The 19688-nt window shown below is 66.9% G+C and carries 19 protein-coding genes; 15 read left to right on the forward strand and 4 right to left on the reverse strand.

Annotated features, from left to right (window positions below; genetic code table 11):
* The first annotated feature begins 30 nt into the window (after positions 1–30).
* On the forward strand, positions 31–1131 hold the full coding sequence (locus tag ACWV8V_RS14205; protein ID WP_455900031.1) for a helix-turn-helix domain-containing protein: 1101 nt from the start codon (positions 31–33) through the stop codon (positions 1129–1131).
* A 357-nt stretch (positions 1132–1488) separates the two neighbouring features.
* On the opposite strand, the gene ACWV8V_RS14210 is transcribed toward ACWV8V_RS14205, so the two are convergent.
* The gene (locus tag ACWV8V_RS14210) at positions 1489–1971 is read right to left on the reverse strand and encodes a YajQ family cyclic di-GMP-binding protein (RefSeq protein ID WP_123730133.1); all 483 of its coding nucleotides are present in this window, start codon (positions 1969–1971) and stop codon (positions 1489–1491) included.
* 79 nt (positions 1972–2050) lie between these two features.
* Here ACWV8V_RS14210 and ACWV8V_RS14215 point away from each other — a divergent pair, with 79 nt between their 5' ends.
* The 3 genes from ACWV8V_RS14215 (at position 2051) to ACWV8V_RS14225 (ending at position 4773) form a co-directional block, all read left to right on the forward strand.
* Positions 2051–2947, forward strand: a complete 897-nt coding sequence (locus tag ACWV8V_RS14215) for a DMT family transporter (protein ID WP_259259044.1) — start codon at positions 2051–2053, stop codon at positions 2945–2947.
* A 132-nt stretch (positions 2948–3079) separates the two neighbouring features.
* Positions 3080–4087 (forward strand): methionine ABC transporter ATP-binding protein, encoded by a 1008-nt coding sequence (locus ACWV8V_RS14220; RefSeq protein ID WP_123730135.1) that lies wholly within the window; start codon positions 3080–3082, stop codon positions 4085–4087.
* Positions 4084–4773: a methionine ABC transporter permease gene (locus ACWV8V_RS14225; protein ID WP_121039992.1), complete on the forward strand. Its 690-nt coding sequence runs from the start codon at positions 4084–4086 to the stop codon at positions 4771–4773. The genes ACWV8V_RS14220 and ACWV8V_RS14225 overlap by 4 nt, the downstream gene beginning before the upstream one ends.
* A 148-nt stretch (positions 4774–4921) precedes the next feature.
* On the opposite strand, the gene ACWV8V_RS14230 is transcribed toward ACWV8V_RS14225, so the two are convergent.
* Positions 4922–5533 carry a lipocalin family protein gene (locus ACWV8V_RS14230; protein ID WP_123730137.1) on the reverse strand — a complete coding sequence of 204 codons (612 nt, stop codon included), beginning with the start codon at positions 5531–5533 and terminating at the stop codon, positions 4922–4924.
* A gap of 203 nt (positions 5534–5736) precedes the next feature.
* On the opposite strand from ACWV8V_RS14230, the gene ACWV8V_RS14235 reads away from it, so the two are divergent.
* Together ACWV8V_RS14235 and ACWV8V_RS14240 are read left to right on the forward strand one after the other, a co-directional pair.
* A complete protein-coding gene (locus tag ACWV8V_RS14235) occupies positions 5737–6063 on the forward strand; it encodes a hypothetical protein (protein ID WP_455900127.1) in 327 nt (108 codons plus the stop codon).
* Positions 6064–6097: 34 nt separating this feature from the next.
* Positions 6098–8194 (forward strand): prolyl oligopeptidase family serine peptidase, encoded by a 2097-nt coding sequence (locus ACWV8V_RS14240; protein WP_455900032.1) that lies wholly within the window; start codon positions 6098–6100, stop codon positions 8192–8194.
* 165 nt (positions 8195–8359) lie between these two features.
* On the opposite strand, the gene ACWV8V_RS14245 is transcribed toward ACWV8V_RS14240, so the two are convergent.
* Entirely contained in the window at positions 8360–9556 is a 1197-nt protein-coding gene (locus tag ACWV8V_RS14245; RefSeq protein WP_455900033.1) for a pyridoxal phosphate-dependent aminotransferase, read from the reverse strand.
* Between the two features lie 111 nt (positions 9557–9667).
* Here ACWV8V_RS14245 and ACWV8V_RS14250 point away from each other — a divergent pair, with 111 nt between their 5' ends.
* The 8 genes from ACWV8V_RS14250 to hslU all read left to right on the forward strand — a co-directional run bounded on the left by ACWV8V_RS14250 (position 9668) and on the right by hslU (position 17207).
* A complete protein-coding gene (locus ACWV8V_RS14250) occupies positions 9668–11785 on the forward strand; it encodes a S9 family peptidase (protein WP_346469029.1) in 2118 nt (705 codons plus the stop codon).
* An 89-nt stretch (positions 11786–11874) separates the two neighbouring features.
* Positions 11875–12297, forward strand: a complete 423-nt coding sequence (locus tag ACWV8V_RS14255; RefSeq protein WP_455900034.1) for a YbaN family protein — start codon at positions 11875–11877, stop codon at positions 12295–12297.
* A 65-nt stretch (positions 12298–12362) separates the two neighbouring features.
* A complete protein-coding gene (lptM, locus tag ACWV8V_RS14260) occupies positions 12363–12608 on the forward strand; it encodes an LPS translocon maturation chaperone LptM (protein WP_455900035.1) in 246 nt (81 codons plus the stop codon).
* On the forward strand, positions 12601–13455 hold the full coding sequence (gene dapF / locus ACWV8V_RS14265; RefSeq protein ID WP_346469028.1) for a diaminopimelate epimerase: 855 nt from the start codon (positions 12601–12603) through the stop codon (positions 13453–13455). Before lptM ends, dapF begins: the two co-directional genes overlap by 8 nt.
* Complete coding sequence (locus ACWV8V_RS14270) at positions 13452–14129, forward strand: DUF484 family protein (protein ID WP_259259058.1); 678 nt, start codon at positions 13452–13454, stop codon at positions 14127–14129. Before dapF ends, ACWV8V_RS14270 begins: the two co-directional genes overlap by 4 nt.
* 22 nt (positions 14130–14151) lie before the next feature.
* Positions 14152–15042, forward strand: a complete 891-nt coding sequence (gene xerC / locus ACWV8V_RS14275; RefSeq protein WP_121039965.1) for a tyrosine recombinase XerC — start codon at positions 14152–14154, stop codon at positions 15040–15042.
* 91 nt (positions 15043–15133) lie between these two features.
* Positions 15134–15685 (forward strand): ATP-dependent protease subunit HslV, encoded by a 552-nt coding sequence (gene hslV, locus ACWV8V_RS14280; protein ID WP_019183676.1) that lies wholly within the window; start codon positions 15134–15136, stop codon positions 15683–15685.
* Positions 15686–15833: 148 nt separating this feature from the next.
* Positions 15834–17207, forward strand: coding sequence for an ATP-dependent protease ATPase subunit HslU (gene hslU, locus ACWV8V_RS14285; RefSeq protein ID WP_121039962.1), 1374 nt, complete (start codon positions 15834–15836; stop codon positions 17205–17207).
* A 398-nt stretch (positions 17208–17605) separates the two neighbouring features.
* Here hslU and ACWV8V_RS14290 read toward each other — a convergent pair whose 3' ends face one another.
* Complete coding sequence (locus ACWV8V_RS14290; RefSeq protein ID WP_259259061.1) at positions 17606–18274, reverse strand: TetR family transcriptional regulator; 669 nt, start codon at positions 18272–18274, stop codon at positions 17606–17608.
* A 231-nt stretch (positions 18275–18505) separates the two neighbouring features.
* On the opposite strand from ACWV8V_RS14290, the gene smeD reads away from it, so the two are divergent.
* Positions 18506–19684 (forward strand): multidrug efflux RND transporter periplasmic adaptor subunit SmeD, encoded by a 1179-nt coding sequence (gene smeD, locus ACWV8V_RS14295; protein ID WP_123730148.1) that lies wholly within the window; start codon positions 18506–18508, stop codon positions 19682–19684.
* Positions 19685–19688 lie beyond the last annotated feature (4 nt).

Genomic DNA, 19688 nt, shown 5'->3' on the forward strand with positions numbered 1-19688 from the left:
AGGCTGTCGGTCCGAGGTGGAGATCGACCGATGGCCGCGATGGTTCTGGAACAGCAGCAGGTATTGGCCGCCGCCCGTCAGCGTTTTGCCGAGGGCGGCGCGTTGATGGACAGCGTGGTCAGCCCGCCGGTGCAGCGCTCCTGGGAGCGTTCGCGCCAAGCCGGCGTGCAGCCGCGGCAGGAGCCGTACTATGCGCCCCTTCCCGCGGCTGCCACGCGCCTCGACGACCCTGCCGACCGCCGCCTCGCACGCTGTGTGCGCGAGGACATGGACCACCTCTGGGCCGCCTTCGGTGGCCGCCAATGGACCCTGTTCTGCGTCAACGCCGACGGCCTGGTCGTCGCCCAGCGCGAACATGGCCTGGCCGACGTGCCGGTGCTGCGCCCGATCCAGATCGGCCGCCGCCTGCGCGAAATCGACATCGGCACCACCGCACCGGCCTGCAGCCTGGCCGAAGACGCGCCTGCCCTGGTGCGCGGCAACGAGCACTACCTGGACCGCTTCGCCTCGGTGTTCTGCCTGAGCGTCCCGCTGCATGGGCTGGATGGCGAAGTACTGGGCGCATTGGACATCACCGGCACCGGCGAGCGCGACGCAGAGCTGTTGCATGGCTACTTCCGCCAGGCCGCGCTGTCGGCCGAGAACCGCCTCATGCAGGATCACCGCCCCTGCCACCTGCTGGCCGTACAACACGACACCCGCTGGCTGCACTCACCGCTGCAGGGCCTGCTGGCCATCGAAGAAGACGGACGCGTGCGCGCCGCCAACCGTGTGGCCCGGCGCCTGTTCGGACTGCCGCGACGCGGCCCCTTGCCCGTCCTCACCCTGGGCGGCCTGTTCGCCGGCGCCAGCATCCACCAGCGCCGCCGCCTGCTGCAGACCGGCCCCGCCCACCGCGTCCGCCTGGATGACGACACCGCCGTGCACGTCCACTACCTGCGCGGACCACTCGCACCGCATGCCAGCGTGAAGCTCGATGTGCAGCACGCCAACGCCACGAACGCATCACTGCGCGCGCAGAACACACAGCACGTCCGCGAGACCGTGGCTGCCCACCAGGGCAACGTCAGCGCCGCCGCACGTCAGCTCGGCATCTCACGCACCACCCTGTACAAGCTGATTCGCGCGTAGCGGCCAGCGCCCGGCGGTACACACGCCGGAAGCCGCATCTTTTCGATCTGCGCAACGAGGTTGCCGGCCACCGGCCGGCACTACCGCTTTGCTCGCCCGTCCGCCGAGAAAGCGTCGGGGCGGCGGGTAGGGCCAGGCCTTGCCCGGACCATGAGCGGCATGGATGCCGCGACATGAGCCCCCATGGATGGGTTCACGGCGGGGCCGGGCAAGGCCTGGCCCTACCCGACGCAGCCCTCGCCAGTGAATCGCCAGCCTTTAGCGATGAGCTGCCAGCGCCAAAGACAACGAAAGCCCATCAGCAACAAACACCGGCGCCCTTCGCTGGCGCTCCTCGCTACAGCCGTCCGGCCAAGATCAATCGCGGAAATTATCAAACTGCAGCGGCACCTCGAACGTCTCCTTCCGCAACAGCGCCATCGCATCCTGCAGATCATCGCGCTTCTTGCCCGTCACCCGCAGCTTGTCGCCATTGATCTGACTGTCCACCTTCAACTTGGCCTCCTTGATCTTCGCCGCGATCTTCTTGGCCACCTTCTGCTCGATCCCCTGCTTGACCGTGATCTTCTGCCGCGCACCGGCCAGATTCGATTCGATATCACCAAACTCCAGGCACGCCGCATCGATCTTCCGTGCCGTCAGGCGCTGACGCAGGATGTCCGTCATCTGCTGCAACTGGAAATCGCTCGGCGCGGACTGACTGATCACGCTGTCTTCCAGCACGTACTTGGCGTCCACCCCCTTGAAATCGAAGCGCGTGGACAGCTCGCGGTTGGCCTGGTCGACCGCATTGGTCAGCTCGTGGGTGTCGACTTCGGAAACGACGTCAAAAGAGGGCATGGGGAGAACTCCAACGGGTGAATGCCCCATTCTAACCAACCCGCCATGGACGGCCCGTCCCCGGCGGCGATAATGGGCCATGAACACCCAACGCTCCCCCTCCCGCGCCGTCGCCTGGATGCTGATGGCCGTGGCCTGCTTCTCGCTGATGGATGCCGGCATGAAGCAGCTGGCCAGCAGCTATCCCACCCTGCAGGTCACCTTCCTGCGCGGCGCGGCCTCGCTGCCGTTCGTGCTGGTCTGGGTACTGGCCACCGCCGGCCCGCGTTCGCTGGTGCCCAAGCGCTGGGTCCTGCACCTGCTGCGCGGCGTGCTCGGCATGGCGATGATCGGCTGCTTCGTGTTTGCCCTGCGCAGCCTGCCGCTGTCCACGGCCTACACCATCTATTTCGTTGCCCCGTTGCTGATCGCCGCGCTGTCGGTGCCCCTGCTCGGGGAGAAGGTCGGCCCGCGCCGCTGGATCGCCATCGGCATCGGCCTCGTCGGCGTGCTGGTCGTGCTGCGGCCTGGCGTCGGCGGCTTCATCTCGCTGCCCGGGCTGATGGTCCTGCTGGCTGCGACCGCCTACGCACTGGCCGCGATCACGGTCAGCATGCTGACCCGCACCGATACCCCCCAGTCGATGGTGGTGTGGTTCCTGGTGATCATGGCCGTCGGCGCGGGTCTGCTGGCGATCCCCGACTGGCGGCCACTGCAGATGGGCCATGCCGCGCTGATCGCCGGCATGGGCCTGGCCGGGGCAGGGGGGCAGGTTGCCCTGACCCGCGCCTTCCAGCTGGGCGAAGCCTCCATGATCGCCCCCCTCGAGTACACCGGGCTGGTCTGGGTGATCGGCTGGGATCTGCTGTTCTGGGGCGCGCTGCCCGACTCGGTTACCTGGCTGGGCGCGGCGATCATCGTGGCCTCCGGCCTGTATCTGCTGCACCGGGAGCGGGTCCGCCAGGTGCAGCCGCCCAGGCCCCTGGACCACCCCTGAGCCGGCCCGGGTGGGCCATGACGCCGCCTTATAATCAAACGGAATATGATTCGATCCTGCCGCGCGGGCCAGGGCCGTCCCGCGCTGGTAGGCTGCACGCCCCCTCCCGTCGATGCCCCGGTTGACCGCGAAGTGATCGAGTTCCAGCGCCTGCACAAATCCTATGCCGTCGGCGGCCGCGCGATTGCCGCGCTGCAGCCGCTGGACCTGACCATCGAGGCCGGCGAAGTGTTCGGCATCATCGGCCATTCCGGCGCGGGCAAATCGACCCTGATCCGGCTGATCAACCGGCTGGAGGAGCCCACCGGCGGCCGCCTGCTGATCAACGGCGAGGATGTCACCGCGCTCGATGCCGAGGGCCTGCGCGTGCTGCGCCGGAAGATCGGCATGATCTTCCAGCACTTCAACCTGCTCTCATCGCGCACGGTGGCCTCCAATGTCGCCTTCCCGCTGGAGCTGGCCGGGACGCCGCGGGCGGAGATCGATGCGCGCGTCAACGAACTGCTGCATACCGTCGGCCTGGAAGCACACGCCAACAAGTATCCGGCGCAGCTGTCCGGTGGCCAGAAGCAGCGAGTCGGCATCGCCCGCGCCCTGGCTACCCGCCCGCAGATCCTGCTGTGCGATGAGGCTACCAGCGCACTGGACCCGCAGACCACCGCCTCGGTGCTCAAACTGCTCGGCAAGATCAACCGCGAGCTGGGCCTGACCATCGTGCTGATCACCCACGAGATGGACGTGATCCGCCGGGTCTGCGACCGCGTTGCGGTACTCGATGCCGGCCACCTGGTCGAGACCGGCCCGGTCACCGAGGTGTTCCTGCACCCGCAGCACCCGACCACCCGCCGCTTCGTGAGCGAGTCCGAACAGGTGGACGAGGGCGAGCTGCACAAGGATTTCGAGGCCGTCGCCGGGCGCATCGTGCGCCTGACCTTCCTCGGCGCCGACACCTACGAACCGCTGCTGGGGCGCATCGCGCGCGAGACCGGCGTGGACTACAACATCCTGTCCGGCCGTATCGACCGGATCAAGGACACCCCGTATGGCCAGCTGACCGTGTCGCTGGTCGGGGGCGACGTGCAGGCCGCACAGGCCGGCTTCGTCGCCGCCGGTGTCCACCTTGAGGAGCTGCGCCGATGATCCTGGCCACTGCAGGCGGTTTCTTCCGCCATCTTGACGCCGGCAAATGGGCTGATATCGGCCAGGCCACGCTGGATACCCTGCTGATGCTCGGCGGCTCGCTGCCGCTGACGCTGCTGATCGGGCTGCCGCTGGGCGTGCTGCTGTTCCTGACCGGCTCGCCGCAGCTGCACCGCAAGCCGGTGCTGTATGGCGCGCTTGCGCTGCTGGTGAACCTCCTGCGTTCGGTGCCCTTCATCATTCTGATGATCGTGCTGATCCCGCTCACGCTGTGGATGATGGGTACCTCGCTGGGCGTCCGCGGCGCGATCGTTCCGCTGGTGATCGGTGCGGCGCCGTTCTATGCGCGCCTGGTCGAAACCGCGCTGCGCGAAGTGGACCGTGGCGTGATTGAAGCCACCCAGGCGATGGGCGCCACCACCTGGCAACTGGTCACCCGGGTGCTGCTGCCTGAAGCGCGGCCTGGCCTCATCGCTGGCGCCACCGTCACCGTGATCGCCCTGATCGGCTTCACCGCGATGGGCGGTGCGATCGGCTCGGGCGGCCTGGGCGACCTGGCGTTCCGCGACGGCTATCAGCGTTCGCATACCGACGTGGCCCTGGTCACCGTGGTGCTGCTGCTGGTGCTGGTACAGATCCTGCAGATGATCGGCGACCGTTTGGTCTCGCACTACAGCCGGAAATAACCGGTCGGTACCGACCGTTGGTCGGTACGCCATCCTCGACGCCGCGTCGTGGCTGGCCCTCCAGGCCGAGTACGATCTGAAGACGCTGCCGACCCGGCAGGAAATCGAGCGCAGGGTGCAGCCGCGCGAGGCGGCCTGACCGCCGCCGTTAGCGGACGTTCGGCACTTCAAAGCCCAGCCGGTCCACCTGCTCGGGGTGCTGCGGCACGCGCTTGAGCTTGTCGGTGTTGACCCCGTAATCGTCCCGCAACCGGGTGGCGAGCTCCTTGTAGAGCTCCTTGTCCATGTCCGGCTGGCGCGCGAACACCCAGGCCATCTCGCGGCCCGGGTAGCCGAGCATCGCCCACGAATAATCCGGCGCGACTTCCAGCACGCGGGTGTGGGTCGGCACGACCTTGTAGAACCAGGTGCGCCAGTTGTGGTTGCCGCTCTTTTCGTCCACCGAAGCGCGCACCGTCAGCTCCTGCAGCGGTTCGGAGAAGCCGTTGCGGTAGCGGTAGGTGATGGACACTTTCTGGTCGCCACGCAGGCGGAATTCGTTGACGCTGGCGACGTGGCCGCGCTCGATCGGATTCGGCACGCGGCCGATCACATACCAGGTGCCCATGAAACGCTGCAGGTCGATCGGCGCACCGGCGCTGTCGACGGCGACCGGGGTCGGCGCGGGTTCCGGCTTGGTCTCATGGCGGAACGCACAGGCAGACAGCAGTGCCATCGAGGAGACCAACAGGACAGCGCGAAGCGGGCGGTTCGAGGACATGCGGCGGGTGGCTCCAGTGGCTGGCAGAGGCATGGTGGGTGGGACAGCGGAGAACGTCAATGGCGGCGCATCGGTTGCGTGACCGATTCACACAAGCGTGACGCCTGGCGTCGTTCCTGCACCGTCCCGTGCAAGGTCGCAGCCCTTGAGATGGCGGCGCGGCAAGGTGACGCATCACTTTCGCACGGAGCTGTGTCATGACCCTGTCGTCTTCCCCGCGTTCGTCCGACCGTCCCGATCCGCGCGTGCTGCGTTGCGTCAGGCAGGCTGCCCTCGCCGGGCTGGCCCTGACCCTGGTGTGGCCTGCCGCCCGAGGGCACAGCGAGTGGATTGGCTGGCTGCCGATGTGGCTGGTCGGCATGCCGCTGATGGCCTGGTGGAGCCTTCTGCGCTTCCGCCTGCCGCTGGCCGGCCTGCTCAGCCGCACCGCCCGCCGCCGCCGGGGGCCGCAGGCGCGGCGCCGCAGCCGCCCGCCGGCACGCCCGGCGCGGCCTGACCTTCGACACGTGAGCCGCGGCCAGCCGGTGTGATAGCGTCCCAAGGCTATGAACGCCTGGAGCTGCAATGTCACGATTCGCTTCCGCCTGCCTCGTGGCAGGTCTGATCTCCGCCGGTGCGGCAGGAACCGCCATGGCCGCTGACGCCCCCGCGGATAAGTACGCCTGGCTTGAAGACGTCACCGGCGACAAACCGCTGGCGTGGGTCAAGGAACAGAACGCCAAGTCCGAAGGCCGTCTGGCCTCGACGCCGGCCTTCAAGCAGATGGAGACCAGCATCCGCGAGGTGCTCGATTCCGACGCCAAGATTCCCGGCGTGCAGAAGATCGGTGACTACTACTACAACTTCTGGAAGGACAAGCAGCACGAGCGCGGCCTGTGGCGCCGCACCACGCTGGCCGAGTACCGCAAGGCCTCGCCGCAGTGGGAAACCGTGCTGGACCTGGATGCACTGAACAAGGTCGAGGGCGAGAACTGGGTCTGGCACGGCGCCGACTGCCTGCGCCCGGACTATTCGCGCTGCCTGATCGCGCTGTCGCGCGGCGGCGCCGATGCCGATGTCACCCGCGAGTTCGACCTGGCCAACAAGACCTGGATCAAGGACGGCTTCTTCCGCCCTGAATCCAAGGGGGGCCTGAACTGGATCGACCGCGACACCGTGTTCGTCTATACCGATTTCGGTACCGGCACGATGACCACGTCCGGCTATCCGCGCGTGGCCAAGCTGTGGAAGCGCGGCACCCCGCTGACCTCGGCCTCGGTGGTCTACGAGGGCAAGCCCGATGACATGTACATCGCGGCCATGCACGACGATACCCCCGGCTACGAGCGCAACCTGGTCAGCCGCACGCTGGCCTTCTACAACAACGAGCTCTACCTGCGTGCCGACGACGGCAAGCTGACCAAGATCGATGCGCCCAACTCGGCCGAAAAGGGCCTGCGCAAGCAGTGGCTGACCCTGGAACTGCGCGAGCCGTGGACCGTGGGCGGCAAGACCTACGCCGCCGGCTCGCTGCTGGCTACCAAGCTGGACGATTACCTTGCCGGCAAGCGTGACTTCGACGTGCTGTTCGCGCCGACCGACACCACCTCGCTGGCCGGCACCAGCTGGACCAAGAACCACCTGGTCCTGAACGTGCTGGACGACGTCAAAAGCCGCCTGAGCGTGCTGACGCCGGGCGACAGCGGCTGGAAGACGACGGCCTTCACCGGCGCGCCGTCGTTCGGCACCGTGGCCGTCGGCGCGGTGGATGCCGATGACAGCGATGCGGTGTGGATGACCGTCACCGATTACCTGACCCCGACCACCCTGGCCATTGCCGAGATCGGCAAGCAGCCTGAAGTGCTCAAGACCATGCCGGCGTTCTTCAATGCCGATGGCAAGGTGATCGAGCAGCACTTCGCCACCAGCAAGGATGGCACCCGCGTGCCGTACTTCGTGGTGCACCGCAAGGACATGAAGCTGGACGGCTCCAACCCGACGCTGCTGTACGGCTACGGTGGCTTCGAGATTTCGCTGACCCCGTCCTACTCCGGTGGCATGGGTCGCGCGTGGCTGGAGAAGGGCGGCGTGTACGTGGTCGCCAACATCCGCGGCGGTGGCGAGTATGGTCCGCGCTGGCACCAGGCGGCACTCAAGCAGAACCGTCACAAAGCCTATGAAGACATGGCCGCGGTCGCCCGCGATCTGGTCAGCCGCAAGATCACCTCGGCCAAGCACCTGGGCGTGCAGGGTGGCAGCAACGGTGGCCTGCTCACCGGCAATATGCTGACCCAGTACCCGGAGCTGTTCGGTGCGGTCGTGGTGCAGGTGCCGCTGCTGGACATGAAGCGTTACAGCCACCTGCTGGCCGGCGCGTCGTGGATGGCCGAATACGGCAATCCGGATACGGCCGATTGGGCGTTCATCAAGACCTTCTCGCCGTACCACCTGTTCGATGCCAGCAAGACCTACCCGCCGGTGCTGTTCACCACCTCCACCCGCGATGACCGTGTGCATCCGGCGCATGCTCGCAAGATGGCGGCCAAGATGATCGACGCCGGCAAGGACGTGACTTACTACGAGAACATCGAAGGCGGTCACGGCGGTGCGGCGAACAATGCGCAGGCCGCGCATATGTCGGCGTTGGCCTATAGCTTCCTGTGGGAGCAACTCTCCAAGTAAGCTCGGGGTGCTCGACGGCCAGGGGCGGTCGAGCAGCCGGCAGGGAGTGAGCCTGCCGCGGACGTTGTAGCCCCCTGGGGTAGACTCCGGGTGGTGGGGCGTCAGGTTGGCTCCACCCCATTTTCAGCGCCACGCAGCGATGCGTGGCGTTTTTTTATGGGCCGCTCACCGCACCCATGTCTCCAGCCCGCGCGCGATCCGGCGCACCGCCTCTTCCAGGCGCGGCACGTCCTGCGTGTAGGCCAGCCGCACATGCGCGTTGGCGCGGTGGTGGCCAAAGTCCAGGCCCGGCGTGAACGCCACATGCTCCGTTTCCAGGAAATGCGCGCAGAACGCCTGCGCATCATCGGTGAAGGCGCTTACGTCGGCGTAGAGATAGAACGCGCCTTCCGGCTCCACTTCGATGCGGAAGCCCAGCGCACGCAGCGCCGGCAGCAGGTAATCGCGACGCTCGCGGAACGCCGCGCGCCGCTGCTCGAAGATCGCGATCGCGTCCGGCTCGAAACACGCCAGCGCCGCATGCTGGGCGATGCTCGAGGCGCTGATGTACAGATTCTGCGCGAGCTTCTCCAGCTCACGCACCGCCTGCGGCGGCGCCACCAGCCAGCCCAGGCGCCAGCCGGTCATCCCGTAGTACTTCGAGAAACTGTTGAGGACGAACGCTTCATCATCGACCTGCAGCACGCTGGCAGCGTCCATGCCGTAGGTGAGGCCGTGGTAGATCTCATCCACCACCAGATGCCCGCCGCGTGCCTTCAGGGACTGCGACAGCGCCGCGAGCTGCGCCGCCGAGAGCACGGTGCCGGTCGGATTGGCCGGGGAGGCGACCAGCGCACCGACGCTGTCCGCGTTCCACTGCCGTGCCACCAGCTCCGGCGTCAGCTGGTAGGCCGTCTCCGGCCCGACCGGCACCAGCTGTGCGGCCCCTTCCACCAACCGCAGGAAATGCCGGTTGCACGGGTAGCCGGGATCGGCCAACAACCAGTGCTTGCCGGGATCGACCAGCAGACTGCTGGCCAGCAACAGCGCGCCCGAGCCACCGGGCGTGACCAGGATCCGCTCGGGGTCGATGTGTACCTGGTAGCGATCCTGGTAGAAGCCCGCAATCGCCTCGCGCAGCGCGGGCAGGCCGCGGGCCGCGGTGTAGCGGGTGTGGCCGGCGGCGAGCGCGGCCTGGCCGGCGCGCACGATCGGCGCGGCGGTGGTGAAGTCCGGCTCGCCGATCTCCAGGTGGATCACATCGTGACCAGCCTGCTCCAGCGCCTGCGCGCGGGCCAGCAGCGACATGACGTGGAAGGGTTCGATGTCCTGGCTGCGGCGGCTGTAGCCGGTGCCGGTCGGGGGCGTGCGGGAAGTATCCATGGCCTGATGATAGGCGCAGTGACCAACGACAGGCTTGCTGCTGGCCTACCCGCCAGCACAGACTGCACGGACACGGACGCCATTGCATTCCCCCGCCAGGAGCCTTATCTCGTGAAACCCGCCCTTTGTTTACTGGTTGCCAGCCTCATGACCTCCAACGTGCACGCCGCCCCCGCGCTGACCCCGCCCGACGCCGAGAAGCACCCGCACACGGTGAAGGCCCCCTTTGGCGCGACCCGCAGCGACGATTACTACTGGCTGCGCGACGACAAGCGCGAAGACGCGAAGATGCTGGCCTATCTGAATGCGGAGAACGCCTATACCGATCAGGTGGTGGCCCCGCTCAAGCCGCTGGAAGACACCCTGTACAAGGAGATCGTCGCCCGCATCAAACAGGACGATGCCAGCGTGCCCTCGCGTGACCGCGGCTACTGGTATTACACCCGTTTCGAAACCGGCAAGGACTACCCGATCCAGGCGCGCCGCAAGGGCAGCATGGAGGCGCCGGAAGAGATCCTGCTCGACATCAACACGATGGCCGAGGGCAAGGGCTACTTCAACGTGGGCGATGCCGATGTCAGCCAGGACAACCACCTGCTGGCCTGGGCCGAAGACGATGTCGGCCGCCGCCAGTACGTGATCCGTTTCAAGGACCTGCGTACCGGTGAGGTGCTGCCGGATCGCATCGAGAACGTCTCGCCCAACGTGGTCTGGGCCGATGACAACCGCACCCTGTTCTATGTCGAGAATGATCCGGACACCCTGCTCACCGTGCGCGTCAAAAAGCATGTACTGGGCACCCCGGCCAGCAGCGACGTGCTCGTGTATGAAGAGAAGGACGACAGCTTCTACATGGGCGTCGGCCGCACCCGCGATGATCGTTTCCTGACCATCGAGCTGCACAGCACGGTGAGCTCGGAAACCCGCTACGCCCCGGCTGCCGATCCGCAGGCGTTCACGGTGCTGGCGCCGCGTGCGCGCGATGTGGAATACGACGCCGACCACTTCAACGGTCGCTGGGTGATCCGCACCAACGCTGCGGACGCGAAGAACTTCAAGATCGTCACCGCGCCCAGCGACGCCACCGCGCGCAGCCAGTGGAAGGACTGGGTCGCGCACGATGACGCCGTGCTGATCGAAGGCTTCGAACTGTTCGACGGCTTCACCGCGATCGCCGAGCGCTCCAACGGCTTGGAACGCGTGCGCCTGCTGTTCCCGGATGGCCGCCAGGATTACGTCAAGGCAGATGAGCCCGCCTACTCGATGGGGTTGGCCGCCAACAGCGAGCACGACACCCCGTGGCTGCGTTACGCCTACACCTCGCTGACCACGCCGACCACCACCTACGAGCTCAACACCGTCACCGGTGAACGCCGCCAGCTCAAGCAGCAGCCGGTGATCGGCTATGACCCGTCCCAGTACACCACCGAGCGCGTGTGGGTGACGGCCCGCGATGGCGTCAAGGTGCCGGTGTCGCTGGTCTACCGCAACGGCTTCAAGAAGGACGGCACCGGCGCGCTGTACCAGTACGCCTACGGCAGCTACGGCATGTCGATGGACCCGGGCTTCAACCAGACCGTGGTCAGCCTGCTCGATCGCGGCGTGGTGTATGCCATCGCCCACATCCGCGGCGGCCAGGAAATGGGCCGTGCGTGGTATGAGGACGGCAAGCTGCTCAAGAAGCAGAACACGTTCAACGATTTCGTCGATGTCACCCGCGAGCTGGTCCGCCAGGGCTATGCCGCCAAGGACCGCGTCGCCGCCTCCGGTGGCAGCGCCGGTGGCCTGCTGATGGGCGCGGTGGCCAACCAGGCGCCGCAGGATTATCGCGTGATGGTAGCCCAGGTGCCGTTCGTCGATGTGGTCACCACCATGCTCGACGCCAGCATCCCGCTGACCACCAACGAGTATGACGAGTGGGGCAACCCGGAGCAGCGCGAGTACTACGACTACATGCTGAAATACTCGCCGTACGACAACGTCAGCAAGCAGGCCTATCCGGCCCTGTTCGTCGGCACCGGCCTGTGGGATTCGCAGGTGCAGTACTGGGAGCCGGCCAAGTGGGTGGCCAAGCTGCGCGATGACAACACCGGCCACTTCCCGATCGTGTTCCGTACCAACATGGACGCCGGCCACGGCGGCAAATCGGGCCGCTTCCAGCGGTACCACGAGTTGGCCGAGTCGTACGCGTTCGTGCTCGACCAGCTTGGCGTGACCCAGGGCCGGTAATGCCGGTCGCTGGCCGGCGACCCGGTGTCGTCGGCCAGCGCAGTGAGGCCGCCATCGCGGCGGCCCGGCCGGGTCGCTATGCTGGCACCATGTCCCGGTCCGAACGCCCCGTGGTTTCCGATGCACCGGCTGCGCGGCGACGGGTGCGTTTTCGCTGGGCGTGGTGGCTGCTGGCCTATGTCAGCCTGGGCACCGGCATCGTCGGCATCTTCGTGCCGGGTCTGCCCACCACCGTGTTCATCCTGATCTCGGCCTGGGCCGCCTCGCACGGCTCCGAGCGCCTGCACAACCGTCTGCTGGCGCACCCGCAGTTCGGCCCGGCGATCCGCAACTGGCAGGCGCATGGCGCGGTCAGCCGTCGCGGCAAATGGATGGCGACCCTGACCATGGCGGTGTGCGCGGGCATCATGCTGTGGTGCGTGCCGATCGCCTGGGTGAAGTGGCTCTCCATCGGCAGCATGACCTGCGTGGCGCTGTGGCTGTGGTCCCGGCCGCTGCCTCCAAGGGGGTGATTCCTGCGCTGCCTGTTCATCCAGCCGGCACCCAAGCGCCCAAACACCGCGGCTATACTCGGAGGATGAAGACATCCTCCCGTACCCTCATCTCCCTGACGCTGGCCGCCTCGGCGCTGCTGGTGCTGTCGGCCTGTGGCAACAAGGGCCCGCTGGTCCTGCCGCAGAAGCCGGTCCCGGTCGAAGAACAGCTGGTTGAACCGGCCGCCGACGACGCTACGCCGCCGGCCGCCGATGCCGATACCGATTCCCCGGTGGTTCCTGATCCCGTTGAAGCCCCGGCGCTGAAGGCCAATGACGGGAATGAGTAAGTCGAACACCTCCGCGGCGCTGCGCTTCACCAAGATGCATGGCGCCGGCAATGATTTCGTGGTGTTGGACCTGCGCGATGGCAGCGCACCGCCGGATGCTGCGCTGGCCGCGCGTCTGGCCGATCGCCACACCGGCGTAGGCTGCGACCAGATCCTGACCATCGAGCCGCCCAAGGCAGAAGGCTCGGTCGCCTCGTACCGGATCTGGAATGCCGATGGCAGCAGCTCCGAGCAATGTGGCAACGGCGCGCGCTGTGTGGCGGCCTGGCTGGTGCGCGATGGCGCCGCCACCGGCAGCACGTTCGCGATCGACAGCCCGGTCACCACCCATGCAGTCGAACGGCTGGGCGAAGACCAGTACGCGGTAGCCATGGGCGTGCCGCGTTTCGAGCCGGAGAACGTGCCGCTGATCGGCTTCGCCCGCGCCCGCGAGGAATATCTGCTGCCGCTGCAGGGCGACACGGTGCGCTTCGGCGCGGTTTCGATGGGCAACCCGCACGCCGTGATCGAAGTGGGCCTGGTCGATGCCGCCCCGGTCGAGCGTTTGGGCCCGCTGCTGCAGCAGCACGCCTCGTTCCCGAAATCGGTCAACGTCGGTTTCGTGCAGGTGCTCAGTCCGCAGCACGCGCGCCTGCGCGTGTACGAGCGCGGCGCCGGCGAAACCCTGGCCTGCGGCAGTGGCGCCTGCGCCGCGGCCGTGGTGATGATGCAGCGCGGTCGCCTGCAGCGCGATGCCACGCTGTCGCTGCCCGGCGGCGACCTGCGCATCCGCTGGCCGGCCGACGATGCACAGATCGTGATGTCTGGCCCCGCAGCCTTCGTCTTTGATGGAGAGTGGAACGCATGAGCGAGACCGCCGAGAAAATCGGGTCGCACGAAGTAGCCGCCTGGCTGCGTCGGCATCCGACCTTCCTGAAGCAGTTCCCGGACCTGGCCCTGACTCTGGTGGTGCCGCGCGATGACGGCCCCACCGCGTCACTGGCGAGCTACCAGCTGGACGTGCTGCGCGACAAGAACCGTGAGCTGTCGCGACGGCTGGCCGATCTGGCCGCCAATGCACAGATCAACGAGCGCCTGGCGGTCCGCACGCACCAGCTGACCCTGGCACTGATGAAACAGGACTCGGCGGCAGACACCCTGCGGGCGATGGCCGCCTCGCTGGAAGAAGATTTCGCCGGCGATCTGGTCCGCTTGATCGTGCTGCATCCCGTCGCCGGGCTGGAGCAGGCGCCGTGGCTGCAGGTGATCGAAGAGAGCAGCCCGCTGCTCGGTGTGTTCCGCGATTGCCTCAAGGATGGCGAGCCGATCTGTGGCCGCCTGCAGGCGGAGAAGAACACCGTGCTGTACGCCGGGCGCGCCGAGGAAGTGCAGTCCAGCGCGCTGCTGCCGCTGCCGGGTGTCGGCCTGATCGCGGTCGGCAGCCATGATGGCAATCGGTTCTACCCGGGCATGGGCACGCTGTTCCTGCGCATGATGGGCGAATCGCTGGTCGTCGCGCTGCAGCGCTTCGCCTCGCCATAACGCACCTTCGAGCGGAGTCGCCGTGAGTACCGCGCAGGACTTCCTGTCGCACCTTCAAGTGGAGCGCCGCATGTCGGCGCACACGCTGGATGCCTACCGTCGCGATCTCGATGCGCTCGCGGCGTGGTCGGAAGGCCAAGGTGCGGTGATCGACACGCTGGACAGTGCGCAGCTGCGCCAGTTCATCGCTGCCGAACACCGCCGTGGACTGTCGCCCACCTCGCTGCAGCGCCGGCTTTCGGCGTGCCGCAGTTTCTACGCGTGGCTGCTCAAGCACCACCGCATCGCCGCCAATCCGGCCACGGGGCTGAAAGCGCCCAAGGCGCCGCGCAAACTGCCGCAGGTGCTCGATGCCGATGAAGCCGTGCAGCTGGTCGAACTGCCCACCGATGCACCGCTCGGCCTGCGCGATCGCGCGCTGCTGGAGCTGTTCTATTCCTCCGGGCTGCGCCTGAGCGAACTGTGCGCGCTGATCTGGCGGGACCTGGATTTCGATACCGGGCTGGTCAACGTACTGGGCAAGGGCAACCGCGAGCGCCGCGTGCCGTTCGGTTCGCATGCGCGCACCGCGCTGCAGGGCTGGCGGGCCGACAGCGGTGGCGCGGCCACCGCACCGGTATTTCCCGGGCGCAAGGGCGGGCCCATCACCCAGCGCGCCGTGCAGATCCGCATCCGTCAGCTGGCCCAGCGCCAGGGCCTGTTCAAGCACGTACACCCGCATATGCTGCGGCACAGCTTCGCCAGCCACATCCTGGAGTCCTCCGGTGATCTGCGCGGTGTGCAGGAGCTGCTTGGCCATGCCGATATCGCCACCACGCAGATCTATACCCACCTGGATTTCCAGCATCTGGCCAAGGTCTACGATGCCGCGCACCCGCGTGCCAAGCGCCGCAAGAGCGGCAACGAAAGCTGAATCGATCCGCTGCGGCATCCGGGCGCAGGGCAGGGCGGGTTGAAGCGTCGGGCATAGACCCCACCTCAGTCTTTGTCACCCCGGAGGCTCCATGGACCCCAGTCAGAACCCCAACGTATTTCATGCCACCACCATCATCTCGGTGCGGCGCAACGGGCATGTCGCCGTCGCCGGCGATGGCCAGGTCACGCTCGGCCACACGGTGATGAAGGGCAACGCCCGCAAGGTGCGCCGTCTGGGTCGCGAGGGCCAGGTGCTGGCCGGTTTCGCCGGCGCTGCCGCCGATGCCTTCACCCTGTTCGAGCTGTTCGAGGCCAAGCTGGAAAAGCACGGCCAGCTGCAGCGTGCTGCAGTGGAACTGGCCAAGGACTGGCGCACCGAGCGCCGCCTGGGCAAGCTCGAAGCGCTGCTCGCCGTCGCCGACAAGGACACCTCGCTGATCATCAGCGGCACCGGTGATGTGATCGAACCGGAAGACGGCATCATCGCGATCGGTTCCGGTGGTTCCTATGCCCTTTCGGCCGCCCGCGCGCTGATGGCGCATACCGAACTGGATGCACGCACGATCGCCACCGAGTCGATCAACATCGCCGGTGACATCTGCATCTACACCAATCGCAACGTGGTGGTCGAAGAGCTTTGACCCGGAGGGTCAACGCTCGGTAGCGCCACGCCATGCGTGGCTGCGGTATCCGGTCAGCCACGCATGGCGTGGCTCTACATCAGCGTTACGTCGCTGCCAGGCAGGCCGGTGATACGTCATTCCACCCCATATCCTCGTGAGCACACCCATGCCGCACAAGATTGAAGTTTCGTCCGCCACCATGACCCCGCGCGAGATCGTGCAGGAACTGGACCGGCACATCGTCGGCCAGCACGACGCCAAGCGCGCGGTCGCCATTGCGCTGCGCAACCGCTGGCGCCGCATGCAGCTGCCGGCCGAGCTCCGCAATGAAGTCATGCCCAAGAACATCCTGATGATCGGCCCGACCGGCGTCGGCAAGACCGAGATCGCGCGTCGCCTGGCCACGCTGGCCAATGCGCCGTTCGTCAAGGTGGAAGCCACCCGTTTCACCGAGGTCGGCTACGTCGGCAAGGACGTGGAGCAGATCATCCGCGACCTGGCCGACACCGCGGTCAAGTTGTATCGCGAGCAGGCCAAGGTCCGCGTGCGCACCCAGGCCGAAGAGCGCGCCGAAGACCGCATCCTGGATGCATTGCTCCCGCGCCGCAGCACCGGTATCGGCTTCGATGCCGAGGCCGCGCGCAACGAGCCGTCCGCGCAGGACAACGAGACCCGCATCAAGTTCCGCCGTATGCTGCGCAACGGTGAGCTGGACGAGCGCGAGATCGAACTGGAAGTGTCGGCCAATGTCAGCATGGACATCATGACCCCGCCGGGCATGGAGGAAATGGGGCAGCAGCTGCGCCAGATGTTCTCCAGCATGGGCGGCGCGAAGGCGCAGAAGCGTACGCTGTCGATCAAGGCCGCGCGCCCGCTGCTGATCGAGGAAGAGGCCGGCAAGCTGGTCAACGAAGACGACATCCGCAGCGCGGCGATCGAAGCCTGCGAGCAGCACGGCATCGTGTTCATCGATGAGATCGACAAGGTCGCCAAGCGCGGCGACAACGTCGGGGGTGGCGATGTCTCGCGCGAAGGCGTGCAGCGCGATCTGCTGCCGCTGGTGGAAGGCTCCAACGTGTCCACCAAGTACGGCACGATCAAGACCGACCACATCCTGTTCATCGCCTCCGGTGCGTTCCACCTGGCCAAGCCCAGCGATCTGATCCCGGAGCTGCAGGGGCGTTTCCCGATCCGCGTGGAACTGGGCGCGCTGAGCAAGCAGGACTTCGTGCGCATTCTCACCGAGCCGAAGGCCGCGCTGACCAAGCAGTACGAAGCGCTGCTGCAGACTGAAGGCGTCTCGATGAAGTTCACGGTCGATGCGGTGGACCGCTTGGCCGAGATCGCCTTCCAGGTGAACGAGCGTCAGGAAAACATCGGCGCGCGCCGCCTGCACACGGTGCTGGAGCGCCTGCTGGATACGCTGAGTTATGAAGCCCCGGACCGCGATGGCGAGACCATCAGCATCGACCAGGCCTACGTCGACGCGCACCTGGGTGAGCTGGTGCAGGATCCGGACTTGAGCCGCTACATCCTGTAACGGCCCGCAACGATCGGGTGGTAGGAAGAACGGCGGCACTTCGGTGTCGCCGTTTTTTTTGCTTCTTCTGTCAAACGCTGTCTCCGTTTGGGGCTGCCGCGAGCGTGAGGGCCCCGCAGCGACCGGCAGGCCCCTCGGCAAATGTCCCCCGGCCGCCGCCTGACGGCGACGGCCTCCTCCTTGATTTTGCCCAGGGGCCTGCCGGCCGCTACGGGGCTAAGCGCGCTGTACGCGTGCGACAAAGCAGACCTTCCGGTGGACGCCAGAGAGCTGGACACGTGGGTCGCGATGCCCTTGTGGGCGAACTCAAGGGGGAGGGGGCGGCCGCAGGCCGACGCCGGAGGACATTCGCCGGCAAGGGCATCGCGCCCCAGCGCTCGACCAACCCGCCCTTCGCCTCAGGCGTCGTCGTCGGTTGGCAGGGCGGTCGGCGGGGCGCCCGGGGTGAATACACCCGGCTGCACGAATGCGCTGAGGATCGCATCCAGCGTCTGCGCGCCATCGCGCTGGATCTCGAACAGCTCCGGTTCCAGCATCGCGCTATACAGCACCCCGGTCAGGCTGGTGCTCACGATGCGCGCCACCGTGTCCACGTCCACCCCCTCGCGCAGCTGTCCCAACTCCCGCGCGCGCTGGAACGCGGCCGCGAAGATGCCCAGCTCTTCGCGCGATGCCTCCAGCTGCAGCGCCTGCATTGCCTGGCTTTCCACAGACAGATCGTTGCGCAGCATGATCTCCATCATGTTGCGCAGACGCTCGTCCTCGGCCAACTCCTGGAATGACACCAGCAGTGCCGAGCGCAGGTCCAGGATCGGTGTGGTGCGCTTGGCCGAGGTGGTGCGTCGCAGCCGCTCGATGAACGGGACGCGCTCGCGATCGATCATCGCCGTCAGCACTTCGGTCTTGTTCTTGAAGTGCCAGTACACCGCGCCGCGCGTAAATCCGGCGCGTGCGCCGATCATCGCCAGGCTGGTGCCGGCGACCCCGTATTCATGGAAACAGACCTGGGCCGCGTCGAGGATGCCCTCGCGGGTGGCCTGTGCCTCTTCTTTGGTTTTTCTGGCCATTGCGCTGTGCAGTTGCTGGATGAAACCGGCCTGAATTGTACCGCTTTACAAACAAACATGCATGTATGTATATTTGCGCCCCACTGATCCTCAGCGAGGACTGCCTGTGAAAGCCGGCGGGTCTCGTTTCGGATATTTGTCGTCATTTGCTGCCTGTTTGTCGTCATTCTTCGCTTTTATCGGAAGTTGGGCTGCAGGCGCTCCCTTTTCCGTCTGCGAGCCCCTACCGCCATGTCCAGAACCCCGTACCGTCTTCTCGCGCTGTCCCTCGCGATCGCCCTGACCGTGTCCGCCTGTGGCGGCGGTGAGCAGGAGGGGCCGCAGGGCGGCCCCGGCCAGGTGACCGTGGCCACCCTGAAAGCCGAGCAGGTCGGCTTGACCCGTGAGCTGCCGGGCCGCACCAATGCCTTCCTGGTCGCCGAAGTACGCCCGCAGGTCAACGGCATCGTGGCCAAGCGGCTGTTCACCGAAGGCGGCCTGGTCACTGCCGGGCAGCCGCTGTATCAGCTTGATGACGCCAGCTATCGCGCCCAGGCCAACAGCGCCCGTGCCCAGCTGGCCCGCGCCGAAGCCACCGCCAATGCCGCACGCCTGAGCGCCAAGCGCATCGGTGAGCTGGCCAAGGTCGAGGCGGTCAGCACCCAGGACAACGAGAACGCGATTGCCGCGCTCAAGCAGGCCGAGGCCGATGTCGGCGCCGCGCGTGCCTCGCTGGACGCCGCCAACGTGACGCTGGGTTATGCGCGCATCACCGCGCCGATCAGCGGCCGCATCGGCAAGTCCTCGGTGACCCAGGGCGCGCTGGTCAGCGCCGGCCAGGCCGAAGCGCTGGCCACCGTGCAGCAGTTGAACCCGATCTATGTCGACCTGACCCAGTCCGCCAGTGAGCTGCTGCAGCTGCGCCGCGAACTGGCCAGCGGCCGTCTGCAGGACAACCAGACCCTGCCGGTGACGATCCTGCTCGATGACGGCACCGAGTTCGATCACAAGGGCACGCTGGAATTCTCCGAAGTCAGCGTGGATCCGACCACGGGCAGCTACGCGCTGCGGGTCAAGGTCGAGAACCCGGACCAGGTGCTGATGCCGGGCATGTACGTGCGCGCCCAGGTCGGCAGCGGTGTGCGCGACAACGCGATCCTGGTGCCGATGCAGGGCATCGCCCGCGATCCCAAGGGCGATACCAGCGCCATGGTGGTCGGCAAGGACGACAAGGTCGAAGTGCGGCAGGTCAAGGTCAGCCGTTCGCTCGGCGACAAGTGGCTGGTCGAAGACGGGCTGAAGGCGGGTGACAAGGTCATCGTCGAAGGCCTGCAGAAGATCCAGCCGGGCATGCCCGTGCAGGCCACCGAAATGGGCGCGGCCCCGGCCAAGCCGGCCGCCGCGCCGGCGGCTCCCGCCGCCCAGCAGTAACCGG

Source organism: Stenotrophomonas sp. Ker107b, assembly GCF_053847245.1.